At 35.9% G+C, this 17584-nt stretch carries 19 protein-coding genes; 3 read left to right on the top strand and 16 right to left on the bottom strand.

Annotated features, from left to right (window positions below; all coding sequences use genetic code 11):
- Window positions 1-15: 15 nt before the first annotated feature.
- The gene (locus AB8S09_RS10570) at window positions 16-531 is read right to left on the bottom strand and encodes a gamma carbonic anhydrase family protein (protein ID WP_294183003.1); all 516 of its coding nucleotides are present in this window, start codon (window positions 529-531) and stop codon (window positions 16-18) included.
- 266 nt (window positions 532-797) lie between these two features.
- On the opposite strand from AB8S09_RS10570, the gene AB8S09_RS10565 reads away from it, so the two are divergent.
- A complete protein-coding gene (locus AB8S09_RS10565) occupies window positions 798-3839 on the top strand; it encodes a vitamin B12-dependent ribonucleotide reductase (RefSeq protein WP_369869095.1) in 3042 nt (1013 codons plus the stop codon).
- A gap of 180 nt (window positions 3840-4019) precedes the next feature.
- Here AB8S09_RS10565 and AB8S09_RS10560 read toward each other — a convergent pair whose 3' ends face one another.
- From AB8S09_RS10560 to AB8S09_RS10510, 11 genes are all read right to left on the bottom strand, one after another.
- The gene (locus tag AB8S09_RS10560) at window positions 4020-4730 is read right to left on the bottom strand and encodes a DUF1638 domain-containing protein (protein WP_294182999.1); all 711 of its coding nucleotides are present in this window, start codon (window positions 4728-4730) and stop codon (window positions 4020-4022) included.
- Window positions 4731-4766: 36 nt separating this feature from the next.
- Complete coding sequence (locus AB8S09_RS10555; protein WP_294182997.1) at window positions 4767-5477, bottom strand: GntR family transcriptional regulator; 711 nt, start codon at window positions 5475-5477, stop codon at window positions 4767-4769.
- A 6-nt stretch (window positions 5478-5483) separates the two neighbouring features.
- Window positions 5484-6161, bottom strand: coding sequence for a cobalamin B12-binding domain-containing protein (locus AB8S09_RS10550; RefSeq protein ID WP_369869094.1), 678 nt, complete (start codon window positions 6159-6161; stop codon window positions 5484-5486).
- 180 nt (window positions 6162-6341) lie between these two features.
- Window positions 6342-6485, bottom strand: a complete 144-nt coding sequence (locus AB8S09_RS10545) for a hypothetical protein (protein ID WP_294182993.1) — start codon at window positions 6483-6485, stop codon at window positions 6342-6344.
- A gap of 12 nt (window positions 6486-6497) precedes the next feature.
- A complete protein-coding gene (locus tag AB8S09_RS10540; protein WP_294182991.1) occupies window positions 6498-7652 on the bottom strand; it encodes a uroporphyrinogen decarboxylase family protein in 1155 nt (384 codons plus the stop codon).
- Window positions 7653-8288 carry a cobalamin B12-binding domain-containing protein gene (locus AB8S09_RS10535; protein ID WP_294182988.1) on the bottom strand — a complete coding sequence of 212 codons (636 nt, stop codon included), beginning with the start codon at window positions 8286-8288 and terminating at the stop codon, window positions 7653-7655.
- Between the two features lie 58 nt (window positions 8289-8346).
- Window positions 8347-9165: a methyltetrahydrofolate cobalamin methyltransferase gene (locus AB8S09_RS10530; RefSeq protein ID WP_294182986.1), complete on the bottom strand. Its 819-nt coding sequence runs from the start codon at window positions 9163-9165 to the stop codon at window positions 8347-8349.
- A 14-nt stretch (window positions 9166-9179) separates the two neighbouring features.
- A complete protein-coding gene (locus AB8S09_RS10525) occupies window positions 9180-9335 on the bottom strand; it encodes a hypothetical protein (RefSeq protein ID WP_294182985.1) in 156 nt (51 codons plus the stop codon).
- Window positions 9336-9350: 15 nt separating this feature from the next.
- Window positions 9351-10517 (bottom strand): uroporphyrinogen decarboxylase/cobalamine-independent methonine synthase family protein, encoded by a 1167-nt coding sequence (locus AB8S09_RS10520; protein WP_294182983.1) that lies wholly within the window; start codon window positions 10515-10517, stop codon window positions 9351-9353.
- A gap of 214 nt (window positions 10518-10731) precedes the next feature.
- Window positions 10732-11121, bottom strand: a complete 390-nt coding sequence (locus tag AB8S09_RS10515) for a hypothetical protein (RefSeq protein WP_294182982.1) — start codon at window positions 11119-11121, stop codon at window positions 10732-10734.
- 175 nt (window positions 11122-11296) lie between these two features.
- The gene (locus tag AB8S09_RS10510) at window positions 11297-12268 is read right to left on the bottom strand and encodes an asparagine synthetase A (protein ID WP_294182980.1); all 972 of its coding nucleotides are present in this window, start codon (window positions 12266-12268) and stop codon (window positions 11297-11299) included.
- Between the two features lie 282 nt (window positions 12269-12550).
- On the opposite strand from AB8S09_RS10510, the gene AB8S09_RS10505 reads away from it, so the two are divergent.
- Both AB8S09_RS10505 and AB8S09_RS10500 read left to right on the top strand, forming a co-directional pair.
- Window positions 12551-13048: an Lrp/AsnC ligand binding domain-containing protein gene (locus tag AB8S09_RS10505; protein WP_294182979.1), complete on the top strand. Its 498-nt coding sequence runs from the start codon at window positions 12551-12553 to the stop codon at window positions 13046-13048.
- A gap of 229 nt (window positions 13049-13277) precedes the next feature.
- Entirely contained in the window at window positions 13278-13496 is a 219-nt protein-coding gene (locus tag AB8S09_RS10500) for a DUF378 domain-containing protein (protein WP_294182977.1), read from the top strand.
- Window positions 13497-13558: 62 nt separating this feature from the next.
- Here the strand turns inward: AB8S09_RS10500 and argH are convergent, their stop codons facing one another.
- From argH to AB8S09_RS10480, 4 genes are read right to left on the bottom strand one after another with little or no spacing between them, the layout of a single operon-like run.
- A complete protein-coding gene (gene argH / locus AB8S09_RS10495; RefSeq protein ID WP_294182975.1) occupies window positions 13559-14878 on the bottom strand; it encodes an argininosuccinate lyase in 1320 nt (439 codons plus the stop codon).
- A gap of 2 nt (window positions 14879-14880) precedes the next feature.
- On the bottom strand, window positions 14881-16086 hold the full coding sequence (locus AB8S09_RS10490) for an argininosuccinate synthase (protein WP_369869093.1): 1206 nt from the start codon (window positions 16084-16086) through the stop codon (window positions 14881-14883).
- A gap of 22 nt (window positions 16087-16108) precedes the next feature.
- Entirely contained in the window at window positions 16109-16888 is a 780-nt protein-coding gene (locus tag AB8S09_RS10485) for an amino acid ABC transporter ATP-binding protein (protein ID WP_369869092.1), read from the bottom strand.
- A 40-nt stretch (window positions 16889-16928) separates the two neighbouring features.
- Window positions 16929-17579 (bottom strand): amino acid ABC transporter permease, encoded by a 651-nt coding sequence (locus AB8S09_RS10480; protein ID WP_369869091.1) that lies wholly within the window; start codon window positions 17577-17579, stop codon window positions 16929-16931.
- Window positions 17580-17584: the final 5 nt, after the last annotated feature.

The following is a 17584-nucleotide window of genomic DNA, read 5'->3' as shown; positions in this document are numbered from 1 at the left end:
TAGGTGATATATATTTTAACAGCCAAAGTGTTTGTAAATTTCAGATTTTGTAATATACCCCTTTGCCGAATTCCTGAGAGATTCTTTTTCCTCCTCTGTAAGTTCTCTTACAACTCTCGCAGGTGATCCCATACACATAACTCCAGAAGGTATCTTTTTATTTTTAGTTACAAGGCTGCCTGCCCCTATAATGGTATATTCGCCAATTTCAGCATTATCCAATATTATAGAACCCATTCCAATTAAAGAATACCTTCCGACTTTGGCGCCATGTATTATAGCATTATGCCCTACGGTTACATATTCTTCTATTTCTACCGGATTCATTCCGCTGCTGGTATGAAGGGTACAATTATCCTGTACATTGCTTCCCTTTCCCACATATATGTAATTTACGTCCCCCCTCAATACAGCTCCAAACCATATATTGGCTTTTTCGTAGATTTTAACTTTTCCTATAATTTCTGCACTGTCAGCTATAAAACAATTTTTATTTATTTCTGGTACATAATTTTTAAATCTTCTTATCATACTATAATTCAATCTCCTTTCAGTATCAATTATAAACTATTTTGTAGTGAATATTAAAATAAACTTATAAAATACAGTTTATTTAAAAAACACGATAAAAAATGACATACAAATTAAATTGAACTTTTACAGGATATATAATATAATAAATAAGCACTATATATAGTATTAATATATATCGATTAATACTATATATAGTAGTTGCTTTATAAATACACACAACATGTACAATATATTTTTTACCATAAATTGGAGGTAAGTTGCAATTGAACAGCATAAAGGATTTATTTAAAAGATATTATACAAAATCCCTTGAAAAAAACAGCAATAAAACCGTATATGATCTATTCAAGTGGAAAAAAACGGATGTATTTTTAAAAGATCATAAAACCCACAAAGTTCTGGTGGATATGAAGGATCTGGAATTTCCAGAACAGTATTCCCAGAATGCCTGCGACATAATAGCTTCTAAATATTTCAGAAAAGCCGGTATTCCCGGAAAACTGGGCTATGAAAACAGCATGAAATCAGTAGCAGACAGAATGGTAAACTTTTGGCGTGAATCCTTAAAGGATGAAGGGCTTATAAAGACAGAAGAGGAAAGTTCTATTTTTTACGATGAATGTGTCTATGCATTTTTAAAGCAGATGTATGCCCCAAACTCTCCGCAGTGGTTCAATACGGGGCTAAAGTTATCCTACGGCATAAGTGGTACAAAGCAGGGCAACTACTATTTCGACGACAATTTAAATAAAGTGATGGAATGTAATGACAGCTATACTAGAACTCAAGCTTCTGCTTGTTTTATACTATCTATTGAAGACAAACTGCTGGGTTCTCATTCTATATCAGATCAATTTGTAACAGAAACAAAACTATTCAAGGGAGGTTCGGGAACAGGTACTAATTTTTCCCCCATAAGAGCAAAAGGTGAAAAATTATCTGGAGGAGGCTCTTCCTCAGGTCTTATGAGTTTTTTAAAGGCATTGGACAGAAATGCCGGAGCAATCAAGTCTGGAGGCACAACGAGAAGAGCTGCCAAAATGGTATGCCTGGATGTAGACCATCCTGAAATAATGAACTTTATAACCTGGAAATCAAAAGAAGAAAATAAAGTAAAGGCACTTGGTAAAATGGGATACGATACAGATTTAGACGGCGAAGCCTATGAAACTGTATCAGGTCAAAACAGCAACAATTCTGTAAGATTTTCAAATAGCTTCATGAGTAAAGTAGACAGACTAAAGGTTAATCCAGATGAGACGATAAAGCTCAGAGGTCGGGTTGATCCTAAGATTACGAAGACAGCAAAGGTAAAGGAAATCTGGGACACTTTCAACAGCTGTGCTTGGAAATGTGCGGATCCGGCGCCCCAGTTCAGCGATACCTTCAATGCATGGCATACATGCCCTGCAGGGGAAGACGGAAAAGTAAATGCACCGTATAATATGATAAATTCTACAAATCCCTGCGGAGAATATGCCTTTTTAGACAATACTTCATGCAATCTGGCATCCATAAATATATATAAATTTTATAATCCAGGCAAAAATACTTTTGATATGGAGGGATATCTACATATAATCAGCTTAGTTCAGCTGATACTGGAAGCTTCCATACACTGGGGACAATTTCCTACGGCAGATATAGCAAGAAAAACACATTTTTTCAGAACTACAGGCTTAGGCATATCAAATATAGCGTCCCTATTCATGGTCATGGGATATCCTTATGATTCAAACGAAGCCAGGACACTTGCAGCTTCATTAGTTGGAATACTTACAGGCCAATCCTATTATGTATCCTCTTTAATGGCAAAAGAAATAGGCCCCTTTGAAAAGTTTCAAATAAATAAGCCTTATATGATGAGAGTGATGAGAAATCATGCCAGGGCAGCTTCTGTAAATTTGGAAAAACTCTCAAAAACCATGGGATACAGTTTTTCAAATGAATTTGAAGGATTAAACTATACTCCTTTAAAAGTAAACCATGAAATTTTAAAAAGCCAAAATTTATCGTATTTGGGAACTACATTGACAAAATGCTGGGTAAATGCCCTTAAAAGCGGCGACAAATTTGGCTATAGAAACGCCCAGGTTACAGTTATAGCACCTACAGGCACCATATCCTTTGCTATGGACTGCGGTGCAACCTCAATAGAGCCGTTCTTCAGCCATATTGTCTATAAAAAATTATCCGGCGGCGGATTCATGACAATCATAAACCCCGTAATAACCATGGCATTAAAAAAACTAGGCTACACCAAGGAAGAAATAGAGGATATATTGTCCTACGTACTTGAAAAAGAAACCATAACCAAAGACGGCTTTACCTATGAGAAAATACTCGACGGCAAAATGGAAGGAGCCCCGCATTTAAAAGATGAACATCTTGCCATATTCGACACTTCAAATAAATGCGGCAGCGGTGAAAGATACATTGATCCCATGGGGCATGTAAAAATGGTAGCTTCCATAACCCCGCTCATATCCGGTTCAGTATCAAAAACTGTAAACTTACCCAAAGACGCTTCCATACAGGATTTCAAAGACGTGGTTTTATCCTCATGGAAACTCGGGATTAAAGGAATAGCACTGTACAGGGATTCCTCTAAAGCAGCCCAGCCTCTAAATACAAACTTATCCGCTTCAGCTGATGTAAAGCTTGATGACTTAACCTATAAACAGCTTTTAAGCAAGGCCAGGAATTTGCAAAAAGGGGTAAAGTATTCAAAAAGGGATAAACCCGTGGGAATCCGCAGAGGAACAACTCATCCGGCACAAATAGATGACGTGAAAATATACACTACAGTAAACAGATCCGCAAATGGCGATATATCTGAAATATATATAACTACGGACAGAGAGGGAACTATAATAATGGGGCTCTTAAATTCCCTGTCAAAGGCAATATCGGTAATGCTCCAATACCATGTTCCACCGCAGGATATATCGAGGATGCTGCGTGGTCAAAAATACGAACCCTACGGATTCGTTCAAAAACATCCCTATATAAAATACGTATCTTCCATATCGGATCTTATAAGTAAAATAATAGATATAGAACTTGGAGATTTTTCCAGATGTCAGATCAAACCTGAGAATTACGACAAGAACAGCTTGATTCTAGGAAACTCTTCCGCTGAATTAAATTCCGGGAAAATCAACAATACTGAAATAAAGACAAAAAAAATAGACGGTGAAAGAGTATACGGTGCGGTCTGTCCTACTTGCTCCAGTACCAGAATGGTTAGAAACGGAACCTGCATGGTATGCCTGGACTGCGGTTCCACTACAGGATGCAGTTAAGTAGAGAGCTCAAATCTTTGATTTGGTGCGAATCACTTACTCCGCCGAACAAAGAGAGGTGGAGTTACCTTAATTCAGAGCCCAAATCTTTGATTTGGTGCAAATCACTTACTCCACCGAACAAGGAGAGGTGAAATTACCTTATTATGGACTATAAACAGCAGAAATAAAAACTGCCGTTCATAGTCCATTTTTAATTATACACTGGCTATTATCTAAAGGATGTCCATGTGTACCGTAGATATGTTTCATTGTAACCGTTTCACCTGGATCTATGATCACAAATTTGTCAGAATTCCACGGACCCGTCAAAAGTTCCCTGATATACTCAAGAGTTCCCGGCAAAACTTCATATTGTAATTTCAATTCTCCTGCTATTTTTTTTGCCTTTTCCAAATAATCCTCAAGTTTATAAGCTCCAGTCTTTATAACCCCCAATTTTTTATAATGCTTAAAAACTATACTATAAATTCTCTCCGTTTTCTTTTTACCATAACGTTTCACAGCATTTTGATATTCACTCCATATATTGCTTTCCGATTCCAGCCAGCCCTTGGTCAAAAAATAAGTTCCGCTGTCACCGGCCAGTTCATCACGCCTTTTGCAAGACCCCAAAAGCAATGTAATACAATCATCTGCTCTTGGAAATATCATGCGATAATTCGGCGGTTTAAGCCCAATTATAGAATTTCCACAATATCCAAAGGCCAGAATAACCTGATCCACATTAGATATGTGATTCAGCTCACACTGCAAACATTCTCTCAGAGAATCAGGTTGTAGGTGGAGTCCAGACTTTATCCACAATACCGGATAGTTACATCCTGTTTCATCTATTGCTTTATTCAATTCATCTTCAATAGTTCGACAAGCTACGATCAAGGTATTCATTTTAATTTTCAACCCCTTCCCCAAACATTTAAAGGCTTAACAATTACTTGATTTGCTCACTCCATGCAGTTTAATATAATCTCCCCTAAAATAGGTTATTCCAAGTCCGATTGGTTTATTACCCGAATCATATAATTTTTGTTCCACTACAAGCAATGCAACTTCACCATATATATGAAGCAGTTTTTTGGTCTCTTCCTCAGGAGTTTTTGCATATATGATAAGTTCGTTGTTTAAATCATAAAGTGAAGTCCTATTGGATATCATCTCCGGGAAAGTTGCATTTTCAATTTCATTTTCCACAATAGGAGTTCCTTTTTTGTATAAAAGATATTTGACATCATAAGCCATAGGTTCTCCTTCAGTATAAAACAATCTTCTGATCATGACAACCTTCTTATTTTCGCTGATCCGCAAACTGCCTGCCAATTTTTCGTCGGGTAATATTATATCCACAGACAAAAGCTTTGTTTTATCCACATTGTTGATTAAATTGTTCATTTCGTCATAGACAAAGATATATTTATTATAATTTGGTTTTTTTACGAAATAGCCTTTACCTGGGATAGAATATATATAGCCTTCATTTGATAAAATGGAAAGTCCCTTCCTCACCGTCATTCTACTGGTATTATATTCACTGCACAAAGATGTCTCAGAAGGTAGATCATCTCCTGGTTTCAGCTGGCCGCTGCTAATTTTATTCCGTATATTCTGTACAATTTCAGCATATATTGGATTTTTCATTATCCGTTACTCCCTACCTGTTTTTTCCTTCATCCATCTTAAACATATTTTAGTACCAGTAGAAGCCTTTTTGGAAAAACCATCTGCACCAATATACCTGCTTATATCGGAATTCATATGATTGGCGCCTACAATGATCTTAACTTTATCCCTTATGCCGGCTTTTGAAAAAGCCTTTACTATATTCCGCATTGTATCTATGGTATTGGTAAGTGCAGCACTCATAGCTAAAATATCAGGTTTGTTTTTTCTAACTGCCTCTATAAACTTTTCCTTTGAAACATCCACACCTAAATCGATTACTTCAAATCCATTGGCTTCAAGCATACCTTTAAAAATATCCTTGCCAATATCATGGATATCACCTTCTACCGTCCCTAAAACCACTTTTCCCAATCCCTTATGCTTATTTTGGAGAAAATATTCTTTCATTTTGTCCAATTCTAAAATTTTTCTAAAAATAAGTCCAGAAAATATAAGATCCGCTATATAATAGTCTTTACTTTCATATAATTTCCCTACTTTTTCCATGCCATCATTGACAGTTTCAAGCAGGGTTACAGGATCTATTCCCCTATTCAAAGCTTCATTGGCCAAATTTACCACCTTTTCTTCATCCAGCTGTTCCACATATTTCACAATCAACTTTTTTAATTCCGCGAGGTTATCCATTTCATCCACCATCAATCCTTTTCATTCTAATTACAATATTAAAAGTGGAAAATATTTTTGTCAATACTAAGTTATCTCTATAATATACGGCCCCGGTTTTTCAAAAACAATTCTAATACATACAAATTAATAATTTTAAAGCTGCAATCTCAGTTTTTGACAAAAGAGAGCCGCAGCTTTAAAATAACGTTGCTACATCAATAAATTAAGAACAAATATAAACATCATTTCCTCATACTTTTGCATTTTAGGGGCCATTTCACTTTCAACATTTTCATTAATCCCAGAATGTCCTGCCTTATACTGTTCCCATGTTTTATAATACTCTGTCTTCATATTATATTCCTCCTAATAATCAGCATTTTTAGCTACATATTCCAGAACCGCCTGCAGATTTTCAATTTTAATGCTATCTGCGGTTATAATGGCTTTGTCAAATCCAAACATATACTTTCCACCTGGTGCAAGGATATCTACAAGTTCCTTGGCTTTGTCTATGCACTCCTGTTTTGTTCCCGTCTTCAACATAGAAATCGGATAAAAACCTGTAAGAATATGCTTTTTCCCCAGTTTTTCCTTCATAAACTTAGGATCTCCGTATTCAAACCACATTCTAGTATTTTCAGGAAGTTCATAGAGATAATCCACATAACGTGTCCAGTCATTTTCAACAAACAGCAGAGAAGGCTGTCCTGCTGCAGCAAGCTCTTCAACTTCCCTTTTAAAACTCGGCCAGTACAATTTTTCAAAATCCTTAGTGCGGATATACGGTGCCATGTGCAGGGGAATAAAGGTACCAGCATATTTTGAAGGAGATGCAGGTATCCCGCCCTTTACCAATATTGGGGTTACAGCTTCGCAGGCTGCCGCCACCTTGTCAGGACGTCTTCTTATGTCGCCTGTCATGCCCTTAAATCCTCTCAACTGATCTGACATGAAATCAAAGGGAGCTTCAATAAAGCCATTGGTATTTCCAAAAGAAGAATAACCATATTTTTCAATCAGTTTTTCATAGATTACAGTCACATTGTTTAATTCATCATAAAATGCCTTAAAAGCTTTCGCCATTACAAGAGATCTCTGAACGGGATCTGTATTTAGTTCGGTATAGATTCTGGGCAGTACTTTTTCCATAATGCAATTATAGGGCGATTTAATAAATTCGTCGTATTCCCCGGCTTCAAGGCCGCTCACTTCCGGATGCTGCAAAAATCCACTGGAACTCATTATAAAATTTCTTGCCCCTAACATTTTATAATATACTGGAAATCTAAGAGCCTGTACAGGGAGTACGTCTGAAATAAAATTCTTACATATTTTTTCAAATATCTCACCTAGCATGGAAGTGTCCCACTGTGCCTTAGCTAAGTCCTTACCTGCATACTGTATGGAAAACTCAAGAGGAAAATTCACACTTATAGGCACTCTCTTTGGAATCTTTCCATCAAACAGATCTTTGAACAATTGAGTTCTTTCTTCCTGCAATTTTTTAATGTCCGCCATTTAACTCACCCACCTTAAACAAGTTTTTACACCTTCCGCAGCATTTGTATTATAGGAATCAGCACCTACATACTCACAAGCTTCCTTTGTGACAGCATTTCCGCCTATGACTATCTTTATCTTGTCCCTTATATTTTCTTTCTTAAATTCGTCTATTATCTGTTTCATGGAATCAATGGCAAGGGTAAGAACTCCGCTCATTCCAACAATCTGGGGATGTACTTCCCTTATCTTGCCTATAAAAGCCGAGGCAGATTGATCTATGCCTATGTCATACACTTCAAACCCTGCAGCCTCCACCATGCTCTTGAATATATTCTTACCTATGTCATGCAGATCTCCCTTTACCGTACCCAAAACAATAGTGCCAACTTTCTTGGAATTTCCAGAGCCTATGACAGGTTTCAAAATATCAATGGCATTGTTCAAAAGTTCTCCTGCAAAAATCAGATCCCCTACGAAATACTCACCCTTGTCAAACAGATCGCCTACTATTCCCATGCCATTCTGGCACGCATTTACAACTTTCTGAGCTTCCTCTTCCTTTGGATTTGAACTCACAAATTCCTTTACCATTTCATAAACTTTGTCTTCATCCAAATCCCCTACTGACTGTGTCAATAATTTATAATCCATATCTAATCCCCCTATAATTTGTAATTTGTGTTAGTGCATTAACATATCAAAAAATATTTTAGAGTTTTTGCCTGTCCCTTACAGGCCCAATTTTATTCTTCCTATAGGCATTTGAAAACTTTCTACAGTATTTATCATTTCCCATAAGTGCCTCAGCTGCATAAAGTGCTGTCATTATCCCCCTGTTGCAGGGATCCATAATTGCAGAATCCATACCCATAAAAGTGGCAATAGTCAGAAAATTTTGATTTACATATTTTCTAAGCGGCATTCCAAAAGAAATATTGCTCAATCCCGAAGTGATTTTCACAGTAGGATACATGGACTTTATAGATTTCATGGCTTCAATAAAATTAAGCAGAGAAGTGTTTTGTGTGGAAAGTGCCATAACAAGCGGATCTATGTGGATTCTATCAGGTTTTATATCATATTTTTGTGCTTCTTCCACCAAATCCCTGGCTATGTTCACTTTGGTTTTCACATCGGAAGGAATACCGTTATTGTCACAGGTAAGTGCAATTATCTGCCAATCCGTTCCCTTGATCATAGGATATAGGACACTGCATTTATCACCTTCTTTCGATACAGAATTTATTATTCCAGGTTTTTTGGCATACTTAAAAACCGATTTAATGGTCCTGGGATTCGGGCTATCTATAGACAGAGGCTTATTTACAACATCTTGTACAACATCCATGAGCCATTTCAATGTTTCAAGTTCTACTTCCGGGGAAGTACCTGCACACACGTCAATATAATCTGCTCCGTCTTCTGCCTGCTGAATTGCCCTGTTTCTAATAAATTCTTCATCTTTGTTTTCTATTGCCTTTTTTACACTCGGAATTGTTCCATTGATCTTTTCTCCAATAATAATCACTTTAACCCCCCATTTCAAAGTAACAATGTAATAATAAAATTTTTAATTTCCACATCATATCTTTCAAAAACTGGCTTCATATAGATTCCCTCATTTTTTCGAACTGGTTGTGCCCTTTCATCACATGTCTTTTTATATGTTTCCCAGCTTTGAAAATATTTACTTTCCATTTCTTTTTCTCCCCCTCAATATATACCATAGGTACGATATGTCTCCAAAACAGCAAGTAAATTATCGACGTTTACACTATCCACAGTAATGATATTCTTATCAAGATCAAAGAAATATTTTCCTCCCGGTGCAAGAATATCTATGAGTTCCTTTGCTTTGTCAATACACTGTTGTTTTGTACCGGTTTTCAATAGTCCTAAAGGATAAAGGCCTGTAATAATATGTTGTTTACCCAACTTCCCCTTTATTTCCTTCGGATCTCCATATTCAAAACGTAAAATCGTATTCTCTGGCAAATCATAAAGTGAATCAAGAAATCTTGACCAATCCTGCTCGAGAAAAAGATAAGATTTCCCACCAGCAGCAGCAATGCCATCCACCATACGTTTAAAAGTCGGATAATAAATTTTTTCATAATCCCTGTTTCTCATATAAGGCGGCATATGCAATGGAATAAAAGTATAGTTATAGATTGACGGTTGTGCTGGTATACCTCGCTCCAGCATAGTGTCATAAACTGCTTCACAAGCTTCAATAAGCTCTTTAGGTTTTCTTCGTATATCCAGGCTGATTTCTTTAAATCCCCGAAGCTGATCTGCAATAAAATCCATAGGAGCTGCGGTCATGGCAGAAGATTGCGGAGGAGCCTGATATTTTCCATATTCTTTTTCAAGATTTGGAATAACTACACCATTCAAAAAACCCACCGTATCACAATAAGCTTTATAAGCCTTCGCCAATATTAAGGAACGATTAACCGGATCCGTGTCAAGTGCCGAATAGATCCTCGGAAGAATGGTTTCCAAAATAAAATCCATGGGAGATTTAATAAAAGCTCCATATTCATCAGAATGCATAGCTGATATTTCCGGATGCTGCAGAAATCCATTGGAACCCATTACAAAATTCTTGGCACCCAACAACCTATAAAATACTGGAAATCTTATGAGATCACGTATTGGAAAAACATCTGAGTAAAAGTCGTCTGCAACTTTCCTAAATGCACCCTCTAGTAACTCTGGATTCCACTGTGCTTTCAAAATATCAATTCCATAATATTTGATGGCAAATTCTACTGTAACACATGCTGCAATAGGTATTCTTTTTGGAACTTTTCCCTCATATAAACTATTGAAAATTTCCTGTCTTTCCTGCTGTAGCATTTTATTATATTTCCCCATATTAAATTTCCCCCTATATTTATATATACTGAGATTATAGTAAATCATGTATATACAGGTTATTTATATGTTATTTTAATTATAGGTGGATTTTTATGTTTTGTCAACGATTTCAATAAAACATTTCAAATCTTCAGAATAATATAATTATAGGCCATATCAAATTTTACCCTAATTCAGAGTAATTCATGATACGACCTTAAAATATGTAAAACTATTTTTTATTTTTTTTATTGCCGTTATTGTTGTTACTGTCCTTACTGCGGTTTACCCTGTTGGGCTTAGCCTTAGGTCTTATTTTTATATCTTTTTTATTTTTTTTGCTTTTACTATATATAGCACCGCTGTTTAGATCCAAAAACCACAGGAAAAAAATTAAAAATGCAGCAGCAAATATATACTGCCATACCGTCCCATTCATATTATATCTGAAAGAAGCTGCCACAGCAGGCGGTAAAATAAAGGATGCTATGGATAGAGCAAGAATCAGCCACTTATTAGGATTAAGTTTACATAATACATGGGATTTTAAAAAATTATATACTACTAAAAATATTATTGCGATAAATATTATCTGCAATAGTACATTTAACCACAAAGGCATTTCATTACCCCCTTAAATTTGTCTGTCCTTTATATTATCTTATATTTTACATATTATATCAATACCCTTTAATGATAAAAAATGTACAATTGCCCGTAAACAGCTTATAACATAAATCAAAATAAAAGGCGATCCATCACACCACCTATAGGTAGGCAACTTCTCGCCGATTATGTTAAAACAAATAAGTTTTCCCGGGTTTTCTTGTAAATACAGTTACATCATCAATTTCCTTCTGCTGGCATACAAATCTGGTCATTCTTTCCACTCCGAAACCAGCTCCTGCAGTCTTGGGAATTTTCCCTTCCTTTGCGAGCTGAATATAGTTTCTAAAGGCATTTCCATCCATATGGGCTTCTTTCATTCGGGTGAGTATCCTGTCATATTTATACTCTCTTTCTCCACCGCTCAAACCTTCTATATACCCGTAGGGCCATATCAAATCATAATTTCTATAATTTCCAGGCTTTTCTAGATCTTCAGCATCATAAAATTCTCTTTTATGGTTTATAATCCAGAAAGGCTGAGTTGCTTTGGCCGATGCTGTTTCTTCAAAATCATCGCCATATTTTGCCTGAAGTTCCTGTGTTGTATACTTTTTAAAGGGCACAGTTACATCCAAATGTGATGTTCCGATTCCAAGAGCTTTAAACTCATCTGCACATTCTTTTTTTATATAATTAAATACATATTTGACAAGTCCCTCCTGAAATTTAAATATGTCATCCATAGTGGCACCTTTAAATTCGAAATCAATTTGTGTGAATTCAAATAAATGTCTCTTGTCTTCCTTTTCTTCCTGTTCGAATCTTACATTAGGCGATACTATATATATTTTATCAAGATAAGGACTGGATAAAATTATTTGTTTGTGGAATATCATTGATCTTGTTATATCGAACTTTTGTCCTTCATACTCCAATTCACATTCTTCCACATCATGATTCAACGGATCCGTAATCGGTGCTATCATAATAGGCATAATCCTGGTTACGCCTTTCTTGCTCATGTATTCATCAACTGCTCTCAACATAACTTGCTGTATATGCAGTATATGGGGCAGTTCTTTTCTTCCTACTTTTTGCAATGTCTTGTCCAAAATTTTCAATTCCCTTTTTCTTTCATCTTTTAATACATATGTCTTCATAAATGCGTCCCCCTTTAATAAGTTATATGAATTTATTACTTATTTACTTTTTTATGTTATTTATTGATAATATCATAATACTTTTTTGAATATATTGCAATATTAATAATAAAATTTGTATTTTTTTATTAACTTATTATTTGTATACATCATCAATTAATAATTTATAAATTATTAATTGATGATAACGTTTCAAATTATTAATTTAACAAAATTTCTGGTATAATATTAAGTGGGGATTTAAGTAACAATAACTTAACTATAAACAAGGAGGGGATTTAAATGAGTTTAAAAGTTTCTGGATTAGATGATTTGGACCTTCAAATTCTCGACATCCTTTTAAAGGATTCCAGGACTCCTTTTTTGGAAATTGCAAGAGAATGTCACGTGAGCGGCGGAACTATCCATGTTAGAATGAAAAAAATGCAGGATATGAATATAATAAAAGGGACAAAACTTATAATCGATAATTCCAAAATAGGATATGATGTATGCGGCTTTATCGGAATCTATCTGGATAAAGCCAGAAATTTCAAAGACGTTCTCGATAAATTGATAGACATAAAGGAAATTGTTGAAATTCACTATACCACCGGAGTTTATTCCATTTTTATAAAAATAATATGCAAAAATATATCGGATCTGCAAGATCTGCTCATGAATAAAATTCAATCCATAGATGGAATACAGAGGACTGATACCATAATATCTTTATATCAACCTGTAGAAAGAAGCATAAATATAGATATAATAAATAATACCTCAAATAGTAAAAATTAATATTTTTCCTTGTTTTTATTTTTCCTCATAAATTTTATATAATTTGTAAATAATAATTTATATAAAGTAATTTTTAGATCCAGGTGGGGTTTGCTTATAAGGAATACTTTTCTCCACCTGAACCTTAGAAAATCTTATCCAGGCGCGCAGCAGTGCTTATCCCCCACTTTGAGAAATTGGGAATATTAGCAATGGCAGCGTTCGGATAAAATAAAAAGGAGATGTAAACATGAGGACATTAGACATTATTGCACTGGTATTAGTGGTAATAGGTGCTCTCAATTGGGGGCTAATTGGATTTTTCAGATATGATCTTATAGCATCACTATTTGGTACAATGTCACCCTTTACAAGAGTGCTGTATGCTCTGGTAGGTCTTGGAGGATTATATGCACTGTCGTTTTTCGGCAAAGAAACAGAAAATAACAGGCATACAAAAGAAATTTAACAATTAAAAAGTGGAAAGCTTCTTAAAATCAGCTTTCCACTTTAGACATTTCTTCCTTCAATCTATCGCTTGAGATTTTTTTTAATTCCTCTGTTCAATGTATTTTCATAGTCTATGAATTCATAAACATCTTCTGAAAACAAGTTACTGAAATTTTTCAGCTCCTCCAGTGACAGATCTTCAATGGATTTATTTTTATCTTCACAGTACAGTACAATTTCACCAATAACCTTATGTGCATCCCTAAAAGCCATACCTTTGCCTACTAAATAGTCTGCTGCTTCTGTAGCGTTTAAAAAACCCTTCTTAACAGCATTAAAGGTATTGTCTTTCTTAACTTTTAATGTGGAGAGTATACCGTTCATTACCTTCAAACAGCTTAATACGGTATCTAAGGAATTAAAAAACTGCTCTTTGTCTTCCTGCATATCCTTATCATAGGCAAGAGGAATACCTTTCATAGTGGTAAGCAGTGACACAAGTGAACCGTATACTCTCCCAGTTTTGCCTCTTATGAGTTCTGCAGCGTCGGGATTCTTTTTCTGAGGCATTATGCTGCTTCCTGTGGAAAATTCATCATCTATCTGTACAAAATCAAATTCTTTACTGCTCCACAATACAAGCTCTTCACTAAGACGGCTCAAATGCATGATCAATATGGAAAAATCCGATAACATTTCAAGGACATAATCCCTGTCACTTACACCGTCCAGAAAATTATCAACTGGTTTTCTAAATCCAAGTTCCTCAGCAGTAAAATTTCTATCTATATCATAAGTCGTACCTGCCAATGCACAGCATCCAAGCGGACTTTCATCCATAATTTCAACGGCATTCAAAATTCTTTTTTTATCCCTTGAAAGCATGTAATAATACGCCATTATATAATGCTTGAAAGTAACTACCTGGGCCCTTTGAAGGTGAGTATACCCGGGCATTATCACATTATTTCGCTCCCCCAGGTTCTTTATTGTATTTTGAAGTGTCTCTATATTTTTAATCACTTCACCAGCTTCTCTTTTAACATACAATTTAAAATCTACTGCCACCTGATCATTTCTACTTCTGGCGGTATGTAATTTTTTTCCAGCCTGACCTATTTTCTTTATTAGATTTATCTCTACAAAGCTGTGTATATCCTCGTAGTTTCCCTCTACTTTCAGCTTTCCACTTTCTATATCCCCAAGTATTGACTTCAGTCCTTCCAATATTTTTTTCCCGTCTTCCCGGGATAAAATATTGCACCTAGAAAGCATTTTAACATGGGCCATGCTTCCCTCTATGTCTTCTCTATAAAGACGCCTGTCAAATCTCAACGAGCTATTGAAATCCTCCATAAGCTTGCTTTCGGATTTTTTAAATCTTCCACCCCAAAGTTTCATAGTCAATTCTTTTTCTCCTTATCTACCAGGGACTTAATTTTATAGGGAAGACTGAATAATTTGATAAAACCATCTGCATCCTTCTGATCGTACAGATCGCTGGCACCAAAAGAAGATATGCTCTCATTAAATAAAGGGTATTTGGCATTTATCGACGCTGTCATTATATTTCCCTTATACAGCCTCAATTTTACCGTTCCAGTCACATTCTCCTGGGTAGCTTCGACGAAAGCATCCAATGCCTTCCTAAGGCTTCCAAACCACAGACCGTCATATACAAGTTCGCCGTATTTCTGGGATACCAATTGTTTATAATGAAAAGTGTCTTTATCTATAGTCAGCCTTTCAAGGGCAGTATGAGCGGTATAAAGTATGGTTCCGCCAGGAGTTTCATATACTCCCCTTGATTTCATTCCTACAAGCCTGTTTTCCACCATGTCCACTATTCCTATTCCATTTTCACCGCCTATTTTATTCAGCTCTTCCATCATTGTAACAGGATCCAGTTCCTGCCCGTTTAATTTTTTAGGTTCTCCCTTTTCAAAATAGAGCTCTATATAGGTATTCTCATCCTTTGCCTTTTCAGGTGGGACGGTCATAAAATACATGCTTCTCTTATGTTCATTTCGTGGATCTTCCAGGTCTCCGCCTTCATGACTTACATGCCATATATTTTTATCATTTGAATATATTTTTTCTTTTGTCGCAGTTATCTCTACTCCCCTGGCATTTGCATAATCTATGGCATCTTCCCTTGATTTTATATTCCACAGCCTCCAGGGAGCTATTATCTTTATTGCCGGATCGAAACTTGCCACTCCAACTTCAAAACGCACTTGGTCGTTTCCCTTTCCGGTACATCCATGGGATATATATTTGGCACCTTCTTTATGTGCTATCTCGACTAATTTTTTCGCCATGAGAGGCCTTGCAAGAGAAGTACCAAGCATATATGAATTCTCATACAACAAATTGGCCTTAACCGCCTTAAAAAGATAATTTTTTATAAATTCTTCCTTCATATCTTCAATATACACTTTAGAAGCACCTGTTTTGAGGGCTTTTTCCCTCACCTTATCCATGTCATCATCTTGTCCCACATCTATGCAGGCTGCAATAACCTCCAGATCATAATTCTCTTTCAACCAGGGAATGATAACCGATGTATCCAATCCTCCCGAGTACGCCAATACCACTTTGTCTTTCATAAACTCAACCTCCATTTATATATTACTTGATAACTTTATACAAAAAAGCTTTAGTCCTGTCTTCTTTGGGATGTGAAAATATCTGTTCCGGAGTTCCCTGCTCCACTATTTTACCATTATCCATAAATATGACCCTATCAGCCACTTCTTTTGCAAAACCCATCTCATGAGTCACAACTATCATGGTCATCCCGTCTTTAACTAGATCTTTCATTACATTCAAAACCTCTCCCACGAGTTCCGGATCCAGGGCAGATGTTGGTTCGTCAAAAAGCATTATATCCGGATTCATCGCAAGTGCCCTTGCAATGGCCACCCTCTGCTGCTGACCTCCTGAAAGCTTTGAAGGATAAAAATTTTCCTTGTCTTTTAAACCGACCTTATCTAAAAGTTTTCTAGCATCTTCCCTTGCTCTCGATTTTTTCTCCTTTTTAACTACCATTGGAGCTTCCATGACATTTTGAATAGCTGTCATGTGTGGAAACAGGTTAAAGCTCTGAAAAACCATTCCCATCTTCGTAGCTATCCTTCTCACCATTTTCTTATCCTTCGGGTTCAATTTTTCTCCTTCTACGACTACAGTTCCACTGTCCAAAGTTTCCAGATGGTTCAAGCATCTGAGCAGTGTACTTTTTCCTGAACCTGAAGGTCCTATCACAACTAAAACTTCACCCTTTTTAACTTTTACATTAAGATCTTTAAAAACTACCAAATCATTAAAGCTCTTGGTTAAATGAGTAGCTTCTATCATATATTTATTTTTATCTAAATCTGTACAATTATTTACAGCTGTATTTTCCATTTAGATTACACCTCCAAAATAAATTCAAATAAATCTACAGTTAACTGTAAACGGCCAATTTCCTTTCAAATATTCCAAATACGGTAGTAAATACAGTAGTCATTATAAGATACAGCACCGCTGCTGTAAGAAATACCGATATCGGATCAAAACTGCTGGCATATATCTGCTGTGCTGATCTCATGAGCTCAACCATTGCTATAGTGGACACCAGGGAAGTGTCCTTCAATATAGATATAAATTCATTCCCAACAGGTGGTATTATGAGCTTCCATGTCTGGGGAAGTATTATCTTCCTCATGGTTTCTCCATAACTGAATCCAAGTGCCTTTGCTGCCTCAAACTGTCCCTTGTTTACAGATTGAATCCCTCCTCTTATTATCTCTGCCATATAAGCTCCACAATTAAGTGAAAGTCCTAATATTGCTGCTGAAAAAGGAGTAAGTTCTATTCCAACAAAAGGCAAACCATAATAGAAGAAAAACAACTGCAATAATAGAGGTGTACCTCTGAATACCCATGTATAAAAACCTGACAGTGATTTAAGCACGATATTTTTAGACAATTTCAAAAGTGCTAAAAGTATGCCAAGAAGCGTTCCCAAAATCAAGGTGATTACTGTAAGTTCCATAGTCATTACACTGCCCTTTAGCAAAACAGGGAGTATATCTTTTATAAATTCTATATTCACTGGTT

The organism is Clostridium lapidicellarium (assembly GCF_041224415.1).
In the GTDB taxonomy this organism is placed as follows: Bacteria; Bacillota; Clostridia; order Clostridiales; family Clostridiaceae; genus Clostridium_B; species Clostridium_B lapidicellarium.
The sequence above is the reverse complement of the archived record's forward strand: the minus strand, read 5'-3'. Positions and strand labels throughout refer to the sequence as shown.

What these genes read in the sequence shown, in the direction of transcription:
- AB8S09_RS10505 (WP_294182979.1), top strand. Translation starts at nt 12,551, where the DNA reads ATGAGTTTAAAAGTTTCTGGATTAGATGATTTGGACCTTCAAATTCTC.
- argH (WP_294182975.1), bottom strand. Translation starts at nt 14,878, where the DNA reads ATGAAACTTTGGGGTGGAAGATTTAAAAAATCCGAAAGCAAGCTTATG.
- AB8S09_RS10485 (WP_369869092.1), bottom strand. Translation starts at nt 16,888, where the DNA reads ATGGAAAATACAGCTGTAAATAATTGTACAGATTTAGATAAAAATAAA.
- AB8S09_RS10545 (WP_294182993.1), bottom strand. Translation starts at nt 6,485, where the DNA reads ATGAAGACAGAGTATTATAAAACATGGGAACAGTATAAGGCAGGACAT.
- AB8S09_RS10490 (WP_369869093.1), bottom strand. Translation starts at nt 16,086, where the DNA reads ATGAAAGACAAAGTGGTATTGGCGTACTCGGGAGGATTGGATACATCG.
- AB8S09_RS10515 (WP_294182982.1), bottom strand. Translation starts at nt 11,121, where the DNA reads ATGCCTTTGTGGTTAAATGTACTATTGCAGATAATATTTATCGCAATA.
- AB8S09_RS10555 (WP_294182997.1), bottom strand. Translation starts at nt 5,477, where the DNA reads ATGAAAAATCCAATATATGCTGAAATTGTACAGAATATACGGAATAAA.
- AB8S09_RS10500 (WP_294182977.1), top strand. Translation starts at nt 13,278, where the DNA reads ATGAGGACATTAGACATTATTGCACTGGTATTAGTGGTAATAGGTGCT.
- AB8S09_RS10535 (WP_294182988.1), bottom strand. Translation starts at nt 8,288, where the DNA reads ATGGATTATAAATTATTGACACAGTCAGTAGGGGATTTGGATGAAGAC.
- AB8S09_RS10510 (WP_294182980.1), bottom strand. Translation starts at nt 12,268, where the DNA reads ATGAAGACATATGTATTAAAAGATGAAAGAAAAAGGGAATTGAAAATT.
- AB8S09_RS10560 (WP_294182999.1), bottom strand. Translation starts at nt 4,730, where the DNA reads ATGAATACCTTGATCGTAGCTTGTCGAACTATTGAAGATGAATTGAAT.
- AB8S09_RS10520 (WP_294182983.1), bottom strand. Translation starts at nt 10,517, where the DNA reads ATGGGGAAATATAATAAAATGCTACAGCAGGAAAGACAGGAAATTTTC.
- AB8S09_RS10570 (WP_294183003.1), bottom strand. Translation starts at nt 531, where the DNA reads ATGATAAGAAGATTTAAAAATTATGTACCAGAAATAAATAAAAATTGT.
- AB8S09_RS10540 (WP_294182991.1), bottom strand. Translation starts at nt 7,652, where the DNA reads ATGGCGGACATTAAAAAATTGCAGGAAGAAAGAACTCAATTGTTCAAA.
- AB8S09_RS10550 (WP_369869094.1), bottom strand. Translation starts at nt 6,161, where the DNA reads ATGGTGGATGAAATGGATAACCTCGCGGAATTAAAAAAGTTGATTGTG.
- AB8S09_RS10525 (WP_294182985.1), bottom strand. Translation starts at nt 9,335, where the DNA reads ATGGAAAGTAAATATTTTCAAAGCTGGGAAACATATAAAAAGACATGT.